Origin of the sequence: Collinsella sp. AM36-4AA (genome assembly GCF_003467795.1) — a bacterium.
Lineage (GTDB): Bacteria > Actinomycetota > Coriobacteriia > Coriobacteriales > Coriobacteriaceae > Collinsella.
Map to the genome: position 1 here is coordinate 93,708 of NZ_QSHS01000005.1, position 13,523 is coordinate 107,230.

Genomic DNA, 13,523 nt, shown 5'->3' on the forward strand with positions numbered 1-13,523 from the left:
ACGATAAAGACGGAGAAGCGGAGCAGAACAATGGCAACCAAGAAGCTGATCCTTGATCTGGATATGGGTGTGGACGATGCGATGGCGCTTGCCTATGCCATCGCGAGCCCCGAGGTGGAGCTCGTGGGCATCACCACATGCTTTGGCAACGTGCGCGTCGAGCAGTCGGCGCACAACTGCCTGGCGGTGCTCGACCTGTTGGGCCGTCCCGAGGTGCCGGTGTACCTGGGTGCCGACCGTCCTCTGCAAGCGACTGAGCCCTATACGCCGCCGGCGTCCACCGCGCTCATTCACGGCAAGAACGGCATCGGCGGCGCGAGCGTGCCCGCGTCGCCCTACGAGCCGGTGGGGGCGACCTCGGCCGACGGCAACGCTGCGGTCGATTATCTGATCGATGCCGCGCGCACCTATGGTCCCGATCTGGTCTACGTAGCGACTGGCCCGCTCTCCAACCTAGCGCTCGCCCTGGAGCGCGATGCGGCGGCGATGATGTCCATCGGCCGCGTGGTCGTGATGGGCGGCGCCCTTACCGTGCCCGGTAACGTGAGCGCGGGCGCCGAGGCCAACATGGCGAGCGACCCCGAGGCAGCCGACGCGGTGCTGCGCTCGGGCCGTAAGCTCACCATGGTGGGCCTGGACGTGACGCATCGCGTGGTGCTCACGCGCCGCGACATTGCCGGCTGGACGGGTTCGGGAACCATGGCCGGCTGCGCATTTGCGAGCATGGTCGAGCACTACATTGGTTCGTACGAGATGAACGCGTCCTACCTGGGCGGCTGCGCGCTGCACGATCCGCTGGCGGTTGCCGTGGCGATTGATCCCACGCTCGTGGGTGCGCTCGGCTGTAACCTGCGTGTTGACTTGCTGGGTGAGTATCGCGGCCGCACCATCTGCGATGAGCGCCGCGTGGCAGATCCCGACAAGAGCACACTCGTGGCGCTGACCGTCGATACCCCGCGCTTCCTGTCCGAGTTCAAGGCCCGTATGGCCCGTGTCCTTGGCTAAGTTGTCTTTTTGGGACGGGGCTTTTTTGACTGGTATGATTGGTGCGACCATTCGAACCAGCTAAAAGAGCCCCGTCCCAATTTGACTATCGAGAGGATCTGCCATGGAGCGCATCGCGAGCTTTTCCGTTGACCATCTGCTGCTTGAGCCCGGCGTGTACGTGAGCCGCATCGACCGCGATCCGGCGACCGGCGCCGCCGTCACCACCTTTGACCTACGCCTGACCACGCCCAACAAAGAGCCGGTCATGAACACGGCCGAGTGCCACACCATCGAGCACCTGGGCGCGACGTTCCTCCGCAATCATGCCGAGTGGTCGAGCCGCATTGTCTACTTTGGGCCCATGGGCTGCCGTACGGGCTTTTACCTGGTTGTCTTTGGTGAGCTGACGAGCGAGGAAATCTTGCCGCTCGTGCGCGAACTGTTCGAGTTTGTCGCCGGCTTTGAGGGCGATGTCCCCGGTGCCGCTCCCGAGGAGTGCGGTAACTACCTGGACCAGAACCTTCCCATGGCAAACTGGCTCGCGCGCCGCTACCTCGACCGCGATCTGGCCGATATCGATGAGAAGCACCTGCACTATCAGCAGGCATAAGAGCTTTATCGCCCAAAACGAGCGCATTGGGCGCCTTCGCTTATGCGGGGGCGCCTTTTTGTTGATTGGTCGGGACGAGCGTTCAAAATCGCTCATGTTTGTTCTAGAATGTTCGTATAGTCACATTTACAAACAGGAGTGAACATGCATATCTACTCTGTCAACGATCCCGAGTTCAAATCCTATGGCAACGTTTGGGATAACGTTCCGTCCGTGCTCACGTCGCCCGTGCTCGAGGCGCTCTCTGCCACGCCCATCCCCGAGGGCAGTAAGTACGTAGCAAGTGCGCCGGAGCTCGAGGGCGTCAAGGATGCCGACAAACTGGGCTTTCTCATGTTTGGCGGCCGCCCCTTCCAGCTCGGCTGGTGCAACGGCCACAACACACGCCTCAACTGCCTGGAGTATCACCGCGCCAGCGAGTTTAACCTGGGCGCCCGCGACTTTATCCTGCTCGTGGCGCATCGCTGGGAGATCGAGGACGGCAAGCTCGACACCGCGTGCGTCAAGGCGTTCCGCGTGCCGGCGGGCAAGGTCGTCGAGGTCTTCAACACCACGCTTCACTACACGCCCTGCATGGTCGACGACGGCGGCTTCCAAGTGATGGTTGCGCTGCCGGCGGGTACCAACGGCCCGCGCCCCGAGGCGGCGGCCGACATGCCCGCGGCCGGCGACAGCTACTGCTACTGGAAGGCCGACAAGTGGGTCCTCTGCCACGCCGACAGCCCCAAAGCAGCCGAAGGCGGCTACGTAGGCCTCGTCGGCAAGAACCTCGACATCGCCTGCGACTAGAATCTTCCATCTCGATCTGTAACATCTAGCGGGCTAAATCGTCTCTACCTGTTACAGATTTAGACAAACTGAAGGGGCTGCCCGAAAAATCTCGATCTGTAACACCAGGCCCGGTTTTGGCTGCCTAACTGTTACAGATCGAGACAAACCGGGCCCAATCCGCCGCAAAGGTGCCTGTCCCCTTTGTGGTGGTTGGCGGTTTGGGCGGGCAGGTATCAAAAAGTGTCAGACGGGGGCGGCTGCCGGGCGTCTGTGCGCGAAAAGAAGTGCCGACCTGCGCCGTTGCCGTTGAGTGGCGCGCTGCTTACGGGGATACTGAAGCCACGACAAACAGCGTGTGAAAGGATCGATGCATGGCTTTCCGTAATGACTTCCTGTGGGGCGGCGCGACGGCTGCCAACCAGTGCGAGGGCGCGTACAACGTTGACGGTCGCGGCCTGGCCAACGTGGATGTGGCGCCGCACGGCCCGGAGCGTTACGCGGTGGTCTCCGGCCAGCGCAAGATGCTCGACTTCGAGGACGGCTATTACTATCCCGCGCAGACCGGCATCGATTTCTACCATCACTACAAGGAGGACATTGCCCTCTTTGCCGAGATGGGCTTTAAGACCTTCCGCGTGAGCCTGGCCTGGACCCGTATCTTCCCCAACGGTGACGAGGCCGAGCCCAACGAGGCCGGCCTGGCCTTTTACGAGGACGTGTTCCGCGAGTGCCAGGCGCACGGCATCGAGCCGCTCGTGACCATCACGCACTTCGACTGCCCCGTCCACCTCATCAAGGAGTACGGCGGCTGGCGCAACCGCAAGCTCATCGACTTCTACAAGAACCTCGCGACCACGATCTTCACCCGCTACAAGGGCCTGGTGAAGTACTGGCTCACCTTCAACGAGATCAACATGATCCTTCACCTGCCGTTTATGGGTGCCGGCCTGGTCTTTGAGGAGGGCGAGAACAAGGAAGCCGTCGAGTACCTGGCCGCCCACAACGAGCTCGTCGCCAGCGCTTGGGCAACCAAGATCGCCCACGAGATCGACCCCGAGGTCAAGATCGGCTGCATGCTCGCCGCGGGCACCTACTATCCCTACAGCTGCCGTCCGGGCGATGTACGCCAGGCTCAGCTTGACAACCAGGACAATTACTTCTTCGTCGACGTCCAGAGCCGCGGTTACTACCCGGCCTATGCCGTCAAGAAACTCGAGCGCCTGGGCATCGATGTGGGCATGACCGACGAGGACCGCGAGGTCCTGGCTGCCAACACCGTCGACTTCATCAGCTTTAGTTACTACAGCACCCGTTGCTCTGCCGGTGCCGACAACCCCGATGTCAAGCGCACCCAGGGCAACGCCTTCGCCGGCGCCAAGAACCCCTACCTGCAGGAGAGCCAGTGGGGCTGGGCCATCGATCCGCTGGGCTTCCGCATCACCCTTAATGACCTGTACGACCGTTATCAGAAGCCGCTGTTTGTGGTTGAGAACGGTCTGGGTGCCAGGGATGTTGTCGAGGAGGATGGTTCTATCAACGACGACTACCGTATCGACTTCCTGCGTCAGCATATTGCCGCGATGCGCGATGCGGTGACCGAGGACGGCGTTGACCTGCTGGGCTACACCACCTGGGGCCCGATCGACCTGGTCTCGGCCGGTACGGGCGAGATGTCCAAGCGCTACGGCTTTATCTATGTGGACCGCGACGACGCCGGCAACGGCACCCTCAAGCGTTCCAAGAAGAAGAGCTTTGACTGGTACAAGAAGGTTATCGCCACCAACGGCGAAGATTTGGCCTAGGCGTTCTCAACAGCAATAGTATCCTAACCAAGGCGCCCGGCGAGCAGCCTATGCCCGTCGGGTGCCTTGTTAAAAGAAGTAAAAACTTGCAATTGCACTACGGCGCGAGCACATCCAGCGGAACAACTTGGACGCCGCGGTCAGTGACATAGGCTTGTGAACCAAATCCAATGATTACGACTTTCGAAACTGGCGGGTTGTTTCCGGCGGCAACCATACGCTTCTCGACAGCAATAAGGCTGTCAGACGCCTCTTCGATTTGGGCGGAGCTGAGCTTGATTTCGACCGGGATCCACGTTCCACCGGGAGCCGCAATGACTGCATCGACTTCTAGATCGCGAGAATCGTGATAGTGATAGAGGCCCATTCCATTTGCCTGCGCATAAACCCACAAATCATGAAGGGCCAACGATTCAAAAAGCAGCCCAAGCGTCTTGAAATCTAGCAGCAATGTCGCCGGAGTCGCTCCGAGCGCAGCGGCCGCCAGTGACGGATCAGCGAGATGATGCTTCTTCGATTCTCTTAAGTGCACGGGAGATCTCATTGCGGGGTTCCATGCGGGAATATCGCGAACGAAACTAACCCGAGCGAGAAGGGATATATATGATGCCGCCGTTTGTCTCGATACTTCTCCACCAAGATCGGCTACGAGCGTCTTGAGTGTCGCCAAAGTGGATTCATTGCGCGCAAGCGATTCGATGACAGCTTTGACCTTTTCAGGGTCGCGGCGAGAGCCGTCGACACGAGACAAATCTTCTTCGGCGACTATGCCGATGTAACGTTTCGCCATCGCCGACGCAGCCAGCGCATCGCGACCGACCGCCGCGGGCCATCCGCCACGGACAACGTACTCGGCAATCGAGGCGGAATCCAGCGATCCGAAAGCGCCATTGAACTTTTCGCCAGAAATAATGCCCGACAGCTTAACCGCGCCGCTGGATTTCCCAAGCTCGAAAAGCGTCATGGTATCCATGCGCAATTTAGCGAACCTTCCAGCGCCACTGTGCATTGGACGTTCGTCGTCTCGCGGTGTCGCTGACCCCGTAAATATGAACTGACCAGGCTCGCCGCTGCGGTTGTCGCACTCAAACCGTGCCGCGTCCCAAAGTTTCGGAACCTCCTGCCACTCGTCAATCAGCCGCGGCACCTCGCCGGAAACGGCAAGAGCCGGGTCAGTCTCGGCACGCAAGCGATTCTCGAAGTTGCGGGACGGGTCCATGAGAAGGAGCCTGGACGCCGCACGGGTCTCGGCCGTGGTCGTCTTTCCGCACCATTTCGGTCCTTCGATGAGAACGGCGCCGAATATACCCAGCAGCTGGTCAAGCTCATTTTCGATAATTCTAGTGTAGTACTTCTTTGGCATAATTATCACCATTGTTTACCAGTACATTTAACCAAATATACAGTTACTATTTAACCAAATATCAATTCTTTGGTTAACCATATTTACGCATTTCAATTAACGAAACAGATTAAACATGTACTGTTTGAGTTGGCACTTGGGAAATCTCTCGCTGGGCAATCCGTTGCTACGGCTGAGGCCTCTTCGTCGAACCGACACCCCCGGCGAGCAACTTATGCCCGCCGGGCGCCTTGTTAAAAGAAGTGAAAGAAAGCAAAAGAAGTTAAAACTTGCAAAAGAAATTAAAGCGGGGGTGAGGGGCGTTTTTAGCTGTTTTGGGCCGCCGCGGCCAGCGGGGGCGGGTCGCGGCGGCCCAAACATCCTTGACGAGGGTGCCGGTGAAGTTACAGCAGCTCGCCGTGGCGGGCGATGTAGCGGCGCTTGGCCAGTTGGGTGAGCGCGATGTAGGCGGCGACAATGCCGATGAGCAGCGCGAAGAAGATTGGCGGCAGCGGCATGAGACCCAGCGCATCGGCGATGGGGCTTGCCGGCAGCCAGGTGACGAGCACCAGGCCCAGCACGGTGAGGAGGCACAGCGCGGGCGCGGCGTGGTCGCGCGGGCGTGGCAGGCGCGGGGAGCGCAGCATGTGGACCACGAGCGTCTGCGACCACATGGACTCGACAAACCAACCGCTCTGGAAGAGCGCCGTAAAGGCCGCCATGCCTGCGACGTCGCCTATAGCGGCAAGCTCTGCCCAGCTTGCGCCCACGGCGGCGGGGCACACCACAAAGAAGAGCGCGGCGAAAGTCGCGATATCAAACAGCGAGCTCACGGGGCCCAGCTCGAGCATAAAGCCCTTGATGGACGCAGCGTCCCAAGCGCGCGGGCGGGCAGTCCAGGCGTTGTCGACGGTGTCCCACGGCAGTGCGATGCACACGATCTCGTAGACCAGCGACAGCAGCACCAGCTGCAGAGCGCTCATGGGCAAAAACGGCAAGAACAGGCTCGCAGCGGTTACGGACAGCACGTTGCCAAAGTTGGAGCTCACCGTGGTCTTGAGGTACTTGAGCAGGTTGCCGTAGGTGCGGCGGCCTTCGATGATGCCGCGCTCGAGCACGCCCAGGTCCTTTTGGAGCAAGATGATATCGGCGGATTCCTTGGCGATATCGACGGCGGAGTCGACCGAGATGCCGCAGTCGCTCGCACGCATCGCGGCGGCGTCGTTGATGCCGTCGCCCATAAAGCCCACGGTGTGGCCGAGCAACTCGCGTATGACGCGCACCAGGCGCGCCTTCTGCAGCGGCGAGAGCTTGGCGAAGAGGTGGGTGTTCTCGGCGCGCTCGGCAAGCTCGGCGTCGTCGAGCGCATCGATCTCGGAGCCCAGCAAGACGTTGCTCGCGTCGATGCCGATCTGCTCGCAGACGGTGGCGGCGACACGGTCATTGTCGCCGGTCAGGACCTTAACGGCGACGCCCTTGGCCTCGAGGGTGGCGACGGCGCCCGCGGCACTTGCTTTGGGCGGATCGAGGAAGGCCAAAAAGCCCATCAGCACCATGTCGCACTCGTCGGCGATGCCAAACTCGCCCACGCAGCGCGGATTGGTTTTCTGCGCCACGGCAATCACGCGCAGGCCCTCGGCGTTGAGCCCGGCTACCTGCTTGCGAATCTGGGCGAGCTTATCTTTGGTAAGCGGCTGGGCGGCACCATCGACCTCGACAAAGGAGCAGATCTCGAGCATTTCCTCGGCAGCTCCCTTGGTGACCATCTGGGTTTTGCCTTGGGCGTCGGCGACAACTACGCTCAGGCGACGGCGCGAGAAATCGAAGGGCACCTCGTCGATCTTGGTATAGCGGTCGCGCAGGCTCTGGCCCAGCATGGAATCGGGTGCTGCGGCCGAGGGCGTCACATCGGCGCGGTCGATGACGGCCAGGTCGATAAGGTTCTTGAGGCCGGTCTGGAAGAAGCTGTTCAAAAACGCATGGCGCAGCACGCGTGCGTCTTCGTTGCCGTCGGTGTTGAGGTAGCGCTCGAGCACGATGCGGTCTTCGGTGAGGGTGCCGGTCTTGTCGCAGCACAGGACGTCCATCGCGCCGAGGTTTTGGATCGCCGGCAGTTCCTTGACGATAACCTGACGACGGGCGAGGTCCTTGGCGCCCTGCGACAGGCTCGTGGTCACGATGACGGGAAGCATCTGCGGCGTGATGCCCACGGCCACGCTCGTGGCGAACAGCAGCGCGTCGATGACGTTGCCCTTGGTGGCGGCGTTGATGGCAAAGACGGCCGGCGCCATAACGAGCATGAGGCGTACGAGCAGCATGGAGACGCTCGAGACGCCGCGGTCAAACGCGCTCTTCTCGCCGCGTCCGTTGAGCATCTTGGCGATGCCGCCCAGGTAAGTGTCCGAGCCGGTGGCTACGACAAGTGCCATAGCGGTGCCGTTTTGCACGGAGGTGCCGGTAAAGACGATGTTTTTGCAGGCAGAGAGCGGCAGTGCGGAGTCGTCGGCGCCCTCGACGACGGTGATGGCAGCGGTCTTCTCGACAGCCTCACTCTCGCCGGTGAGTGCGGACTCGATCACAAACAGGTCGCGCGCGGTGATGATGCGGGCATCGGCCGGCACCATGTCGCCGGCAGAGAGGCGGATCACATCACCGGGGACGAGCTCGTCGAAGGGGATCTCGACGCGCTCACCGTCGCGCAGAGCGGTGCAAGTGTTGGAGACCAGGTCCTTGAGGGCCTCGGTCGCATTGCCGCTGCGGGCTTCTTGGATAAACTTCATACCGCCCGATACCAGCAACATGATGCCGATGACGATGACCGTGGAGGGGTCGCGCTGCGGTTCGGGCACGGCGAGCACGTCGATGTAGAGCGAGACCAGCGCGAGAGCGGCGAGGATGCCGGCGAAGGGGTCGACAAAGGCGTCGGCGATACGGCGGGCGAGTGTCTTGGTCGGCGCCTCGATGGTGTTGGGGCCGGAGGCGTCCAGGCGCTCGGTTGCCTGCTCGGCGGTGAGGCCGTTTGCCGTGGCGTCAAGCAGTACGAGAGTGTCCTCAGCACAATGGGTGGCGGCGAATATGGTGTTCTTGGGCAGGCCGGCGTGGGCGGTAGGGCGCGCCGTGCGGCGGCGCTTGGAGATAGCTTCGAGTACCGTAGCGGTTTTGAGCATCAGCATAGGGTCCTCCTTGTTGAAGGGAGTTAGCGTACGTGTCGTATTTGCTTCAAAAAACCTAGATGTCGCTCACGTCAAGCTCGCGAACCGCCACAAAGGGGACAGGCACCTTTGTGGCGGTTTTGACGATCGGTTCGTGACGCTTATGCGAATACGGAATCCTCGCGGCGTGCCGAGGGCGACATGCAGGTTTTTCGACTATGACTGCCTTCCATGGCACACCTCCTTATGGACGGGCGCAGCGCGCTTTGGGTATCTCGTACCCTTTCTAATCCGCCCGTATTCTTGATGAGGGGGTTTGACATGTCAACCCCCATTGTTCGGAAAACCGTTGCCCCTGACAAAGCCTTTACAGAATGCCGTGGCCTCAAAGCGCGCCCGCATCGACGCTTCGCCTGCGCTAAACTGGAAGGCACGTACGCGATTACGAGAGGAGCCCGCATGGAGGCTTACAAGCAAGAGTTCATCAAGTTTATGGTCGAGTCCGACGTTCTTAAGTTCGGCAGCTTTACGCTCAAGAGCGGCCGTCAGTCCCCGTTCTTTATGAACGCCGGCGCCTACGTGACGGGCTATCAGCTCAAGAAGCTGGGCGAGTATTACGCCCAGGCCATCCACGATAACTTTGGCGACGACTTTGATGTGCTGTTTGGGCCGGCCTACAAGGGTATTCCGCTGGCCGTCGTGACCGCGATTGCCTACCACGAGCTGTACGGCAAGGAGGTCAAGTACTGCTGCGACCGCAAGGAGGCCAAGGACCACGGCGCCGATAAGGGCAACCTGCTGGGCTATGAGCCCCAGGACGGCGACCGCGTGGTCATGGTCGAGGACGTCACCACCAGCGGTAAGTCCATCGACGAGACCTATCCCAAGGTCAAGGCTGCTGCCGATGTCGAGATCAAGGGCCTGATCGTGTCCCTCAACCGCATGGAGGTCGGCAAGGGTGGCGTGACCACCGCGCAGAAGGAGATCGAGGCCAAGTACGGTTTCCCCGTCGCGAGCATCGTCTCCATGGCCGAGGTCGTCGAGACTCTCTACAACCACGAGATCGACGGCAAGGTCGTCATCGATGACGAACTCAAGACCGCCATCGACGCCTACTACGAGCAGTACGGAGCTCGTTAGTTACGGCGTTTTACCAAACGCCGTAACTGCTCGACGCTGCGCGGGCCGCATTTGGACAATCTGACGTTCAACTTCAAGGGCGCGACCAGAAGGTCAGCGCCCTTTCGTTTCACGTCACCTTGTCTCAAATGCGACCCGCTCGCTGTCGTTGCCAAAACATCGGCGTTGCTGGGCCGGCACTTGGGGACGTTCCTTTTCTGCCGGCAGTTTGGGACACTCCTTGTTGGGGTGGTCATTGGGGACGTTCTTAAATGACTACTCAGGATGAGCGTCCAAAAATCCGCGCTCGTTCGATTGGCGCATGTCTACGCAGCGTAGGTTGTCGAGCCTGGCCTTCAAATGGATACTGACTGTCGAACCGGTTCACTCCATTTCTTCAATTTGATTGGACAGCCCATGAACCAGACACGGCAAACCAATGCCTCCCATACTTTTTTGGCAGCGCATGCCATCAAGCAGCTGCGCGAAGAGCGCGGCCTCACCCAGCGCGCCCTTGCGGAAAGCCTTGGCGTGACCGATAAAGCCGTCAGCAAGTGGGAATCCGGCCGCGGCCTTCCCGACATTTCCCTCGTTGAGCCTTTGGCCCAGAGACTCGGCATAAGCGTGGCTGAGCTTTTGGCTGGTGACATTCGGGCCAACGCCAACCGTGCAGGCAATATGCTCAAAGGCGTCTTTTACGTTTGCCCTATCTGCGGAAACGTTGTGCACGCGCTCGGAGAAGGCAGCTTTAGCTGCTGTGGCTCCACGATGTTTCCCCAGGAGGCCGAAGAGCCGGACGCGGACCACGCCTTTTCCATCGAGCGCATCGAGGACGATTGGTACGTCACGCTCGATCATCCCATGACCAAGGATCACTACATTAGCTTTGTGGCATATGCGACTATGGACGGCATCTGCTTTAAGAAGCTCTATCCAGAGCAATCGGTGCAGCCGCGCTTCCATATTACCGGGCGCGGCAGGATATATCTTTACTGCAACCAACACGGACTCTTTACGTCGCTGACGCCTCGCAAATAACGGCTGTCTATCCGCCCTCCTCATGCGTTCCCAGGGGACCCAAAATGAGCGTGGATAATCTCCCGGTTTTGGTCTGTGTGCGGGCTCAAAGTGGGAGATTATTCACGCTCGTTATCTGAGTGTCCAAAAATCCACGCTCGTCGCTACTTGAGTCCGGGCAGGCGGGTGTAGGGGAACGAACGCTCTAGGAACTCGGAGCAGCGGGCGTAATCTTTGGCAAAGTAGCTGCTATAGAGCGAATCGAGTACGTATTGCACGGCGATATGGCTTGCGAACCGCGTGATGCGGTGCGTCATGCTCTCGTGATCGCTCACCGTAAGGTAGGCAGCAAAGCCGGGGTGAATGCGCGCGCAGTATGGCGTGCCGATGACGATGACCGGGACATGCCGGCTGCTGAGGATCGGCAAGATTTCCTTGAGGTTGGGCGCAAGGCCGCTGTAGGAGATAACGATCGCCGCGCGGTCTGAATCCGAGGTGAGAGCCGTGCGCACCTGTGCCTTGATGTTGCCGTAGCATGTGGCGCTTTTCCGGACGAGAGTAGGCGGTCGCGGAACATCCTCGCTGGATACAGGTTATGCGAGCCCGTGTAGATGTCCACGGTGCCGGCGCGCATGACGAGCTTGGCGGCCTGGTCGAGCTGCGTGGGGTCGAGCAGCTCCTGCGTTTCGGCCAAAGTGGTCTGGTAGAGCCCCTCCATGCGTTCCATCACCTGCGCAGGGGTGGAGGTGACATCGAAGGGAAAGTTGATGTCCACGTCGCGCCGGTTGCCCGCCTCGGTCGCCAGACGGATGAGTTCGACTTTGAGGTCTTTGAATCCCTCGAGGCCGAGTTTTTTGCAAAAGCGGTGCACGCTCGCGACAGAAACGTTGGCGCACGCGGCAAATTCCTTAATGGAAAGCCCGCGGACGTTTTCGCCCATGGCAAGGGCCGAGATGCCGAGCTGTTGCTCGGTAGGGGTAAGGCCCTGTGCCTCGGAAATCTTGCGTTTGATATCCATGCGAACTCCCACACTCGCCAAACCTGCCAAAAAGGGACAGGTTTATTTTGGCACGTTTCGGCCGGTATCAGGAAGTGTCAGGGACGGAGCGGCGGCAGTCCGTGGGCGCGAAAAGAAGTGTCGGGTTTGGCGCGCCCGCTTCTGCCCGTCCCGCGCGTGGGCGATACTCGGCTTATCGACCCGCGATGCAAAGGAGACGCTCATCCCACGAGCACTACCGGGAAGGGCTTGCGATTCGAGCCCTCGCCTTAGTATTTTGGCCATTTAGCACTATAATCACCGTAGGCATGCGCATAACGTTGCGCTTAATCAAGAGGAGAAAACGTATGGGTCTGTTTGACATGTTCAAGAAGAAGGCTGAGCCTGCCGCTGCTACTGCTCCCGCCTCCATCTCTGCTTCTGCCGGCGCCGACGTGCTGTGCTCGCCCGTCAAGGGCAAGGTCATCAAGATGGCCGACGTGCCCGATCCCGTCTTTGGTGGCGAGGTTCTGGGCAAGGGCTGCGCCGTGTGGCCCGAGGACGACCTGGTCTACGCTCCCTGCGACGGCAAGGTGACCGTCACCATGGGCCACGCCGTGGGTCTGCAGTCCGATAGCGGCATCGAGGTTTTGGTGCACGTTGGCGTCGATACCGTCAACATGAACGGCGATGGCTTCGAGGGCTTCGTCAAGGCCGATGACGTCGTGAAGGCTGGCCAGCCCATGCTCAAGATCGACCGCGCCAAGATCGCCGCTGCCGGCTACAAGGACTGCGTCGTCGTTGCTGTGTCCAACACCGCCGAGTTTGCCGATGTCGAACTCGCCGTCGAGGCCGACTCCGCTGTCGCCGCCGGTGACGCCATCGTTAAGGTCGTCCGCAAGTAAACTGCGGCATCCAAAGGATGTGCAAGGGTGGTCGGGTTTTCCGGCCACCTTTTTTATTGCACCGCGGGGAAGCGTTTTATTGCACGTTGGGCGGGCTTGCAAACCGTTCGGACGCTAAAACGAACCGACCGCGCCTTCGCGTTGCCGAGGGCGTTCATAAGTGGATAGTATGGGCTTACTTATTACAACGTGCGCCGCGTCCGGGAAGCGCGGTGCCGCTCATTGGGAGGAACAACATGAAAAAGAAGCTGCTGCTTGCGCCCCTCATGGCCGTCTTGGTTGCATGCGTGGTCGTGCTTTCCGGCTGTGGAGGTCCTTCGGTTGAGGAGCTCATCACCGAGGATCTTACGACGCAGTTTGACGAGGTCAAGAACGGTGGCGACGACTTCCTCTCTGGTCTGGAGGAGGCTTCGGGCGACGAGTGCGAGCAGTTGGGTATCGATCCCAAGGAGTACGCCAAGACCTATCTCGAGGGCTTTGACTACAAGATCGGCGACGTGACGGTCGACGAGGACAAGGGTGTCGCGACCGCTGAGGTCTCTATCACATGCAAGTCTATGAACAAGATCGTCGAGGACTTCTCCACTCAGTATCAGGAGAAGGTCGCTGCGCTTGACACGGTTCCTTCCGATGACGAGCTGTACAAGATGGCCGGTCAGGTTATGGTCGATGTGACCAAGGCCACCGAGCCCAGGAAGACCACGGTTATCTTCAAGTACACCTGCAACGACGACGGCGAGTGGTCTGCCGACGACTCCGTCAACTCCGAGATGATGGATGCAATGCTGAGCTAGGGGAGTTACGCGGTAGTTTGTTACGGCGTTTTACCAAACGCCGTAACG

Annotated in this window: 12 protein-coding genes; 8 read left to right on the forward strand and 4 right to left on the reverse strand. The window is 60.2% G+C overall.

The window, feature by feature from the left end:
* Window positions 1-30: 30 nt before the first annotated feature.
* The 4 genes from DW850_RS03200 (at window position 31) to DW850_RS03215 (ending at window position 4,170) form a co-directional block, all read left to right on the forward strand.
* The gene (locus DW850_RS03200) at window positions 31-1,005 is read left to right on the forward strand and encodes a nucleoside hydrolase (protein WP_117583666.1); all 975 of its coding nucleotides are present in this window, start codon (window positions 31-33) and stop codon (window positions 1,003-1,005) included.
* 103 nt (window positions 1,006-1,108) lie between these two features.
* Complete coding sequence (locus DW850_RS03205) at window positions 1,109-1,597, forward strand: S-ribosylhomocysteine lyase (protein WP_117583665.1); 489 nt, start codon at window positions 1,109-1,111, stop codon at window positions 1,595-1,597.
* Window positions 1,598-1,741: 144 nt separating this feature from the next.
* Window positions 1,742-2,386: a DUF4867 family protein gene (locus tag DW850_RS03210; protein WP_117583664.1), complete on the forward strand. Its 645-nt coding sequence runs from the start codon at window positions 1,742-1,744 to the stop codon at window positions 2,384-2,386.
* Window positions 2,387-2,739: 353 nt separating this feature from the next.
* Window positions 2,740-4,170, forward strand: a complete 1,431-nt coding sequence (locus DW850_RS03215; RefSeq protein WP_117786216.1) for a 6-phospho-beta-glucosidase — start codon at window positions 2,740-2,742, stop codon at window positions 4,168-4,170.
* 97 nt (window positions 4,171-4,267) lie between these two features.
* On the opposite strand, the gene DW850_RS03220 is transcribed toward DW850_RS03215, so the two are convergent.
* Together DW850_RS03220 and mgtA are read right to left on the reverse strand one after the other, a co-directional pair.
* On the reverse strand, window positions 4,268-5,533 hold the full coding sequence (locus DW850_RS03220) for an ATP-binding protein (RefSeq protein WP_158549353.1): 1,266 nt from the start codon (window positions 5,531-5,533) through the stop codon (window positions 4,268-4,270).
* Between the two features lie 383 nt (window positions 5,534-5,916).
* Window positions 5,917-8,685: a magnesium-translocating P-type ATPase gene (mgtA, locus tag DW850_RS03225; RefSeq protein WP_117786217.1), complete on the reverse strand. Its 2,769-nt coding sequence runs from the start codon at window positions 8,683-8,685 to the stop codon at window positions 5,917-5,919.
* 438 nt (window positions 8,686-9,123) lie between these two features.
* Between mgtA and pyrE the strand changes: the two genes are divergently transcribed.
* Window positions 9,124-9,804: an orotate phosphoribosyltransferase gene (gene pyrE / locus DW850_RS03230; RefSeq protein ID WP_117655467.1), complete on the forward strand. Its 681-nt coding sequence runs from the start codon at window positions 9,124-9,126 to the stop codon at window positions 9,802-9,804.
* Between the two features lie 396 nt (window positions 9,805-10,200).
* Window positions 10,201-10,821 (forward strand): helix-turn-helix domain-containing protein, encoded by a 621-nt coding sequence (locus DW850_RS03235; RefSeq protein WP_055250846.1) that lies wholly within the window; start codon window positions 10,201-10,203, stop codon window positions 10,819-10,821.
* Between the two features lie 143 nt (window positions 10,822-10,964).
* On the opposite strand, the gene DW850_RS10365 is transcribed toward DW850_RS03235, so the two are convergent.
* A complete protein-coding gene (locus tag DW850_RS10365; protein ID WP_233540597.1) occupies window positions 10,965-11,117 on the reverse strand; it encodes a hypothetical protein in 153 nt (50 codons plus the stop codon).
* A gap of 14 nt (window positions 11,118-11,131) precedes the next feature.
* Window positions 11,132-11,818, reverse strand: coding sequence for a MurR/RpiR family transcriptional regulator (locus DW850_RS03240; protein WP_233540598.1), 687 nt, complete (start codon window positions 11,816-11,818; stop codon window positions 11,132-11,134).
* A 326-nt stretch (window positions 11,819-12,144) separates the two neighbouring features.
* Here DW850_RS03240 and DW850_RS03245 point away from each other — a divergent pair, with 326 nt between their 5' ends.
* Both DW850_RS03245 and DW850_RS03250 read left to right on the forward strand, forming a co-directional pair.
* Window positions 12,145-12,681, forward strand: coding sequence for a PTS glucose transporter subunit IIA (locus DW850_RS03245; RefSeq protein ID WP_117786218.1), 537 nt, complete (start codon window positions 12,145-12,147; stop codon window positions 12,679-12,681).
* Between the two features lie 236 nt (window positions 12,682-12,917).
* On the forward strand, window positions 12,918-13,475 hold the full coding sequence (locus tag DW850_RS03250) for a hypothetical protein (protein ID WP_117786219.1): 558 nt from the start codon (window positions 12,918-12,920) through the stop codon (window positions 13,473-13,475).
* The last annotated feature ends 48 nt before the right edge of the window (window positions 13,476-13,523 follow it).

What these genes read in the sequence shown, in the direction of transcription:
- DW850_RS03215 (WP_117786216.1), top strand. Translation starts at nt 2,740, where the DNA reads ATGGCTTTCCGTAATGACTTCCTGTGGGGCGGCGCGACGGCTGCCAAC.
- pyrE (WP_117655467.1), top strand. Translation starts at nt 9,124, where the DNA reads ATGGAGGCTTACAAGCAAGAGTTCATCAAGTTTATGGTCGAGTCCGAC.
- mgtA (WP_117786217.1), bottom strand. Translation starts at nt 8,685, where the DNA reads ATGCTGATGCTCAAAACCGCTACGGTACTCGAAGCTATCTCCAAGCGC.
- DW850_RS03220 (WP_158549353.1), bottom strand. Translation starts at nt 5,533, where the DNA reads ATGCCAAAGAAGTACTACACTAGAATTATCGAAAATGAGCTTGACCAG.
- DW850_RS10365 (WP_233540597.1), bottom strand. Translation starts at nt 11,117, where the DNA reads ATGACGCACCGCATCACGCGGTTCGCAAGCCATATCGCCGTGCAATAC.
- DW850_RS03240 (WP_233540598.1), bottom strand. Translation starts at nt 11,818, where the DNA reads ATGGATATCAAACGCAAGATTTCCGAGGCACAGGGCCTTACCCCTACC.
- DW850_RS03200 (WP_117583666.1), top strand. Translation starts at nt 31, where the DNA reads ATGGCAACCAAGAAGCTGATCCTTGATCTGGATATGGGTGTGGACGAT.
- DW850_RS03205 (WP_117583665.1), top strand. Translation starts at nt 1,109, where the DNA reads ATGGAGCGCATCGCGAGCTTTTCCGTTGACCATCTGCTGCTTGAGCCC.
- DW850_RS03245 (WP_117786218.1), top strand. Translation starts at nt 12,145, where the DNA reads ATGGGTCTGTTTGACATGTTCAAGAAGAAGGCTGAGCCTGCCGCTGCT.
- DW850_RS03235 (WP_055250846.1), top strand. Translation starts at nt 10,201, where the DNA reads ATGAACCAGACACGGCAAACCAATGCCTCCCATACTTTTTTGGCAGCG.
- DW850_RS03210 (WP_117583664.1), top strand. Translation starts at nt 1,742, where the DNA reads ATGCATATCTACTCTGTCAACGATCCCGAGTTCAAATCCTATGGCAAC.
- DW850_RS03250 (WP_117786219.1), top strand. Translation starts at nt 12,918, where the DNA reads ATGAAAAAGAAGCTGCTGCTTGCGCCCCTCATGGCCGTCTTGGTTGCA.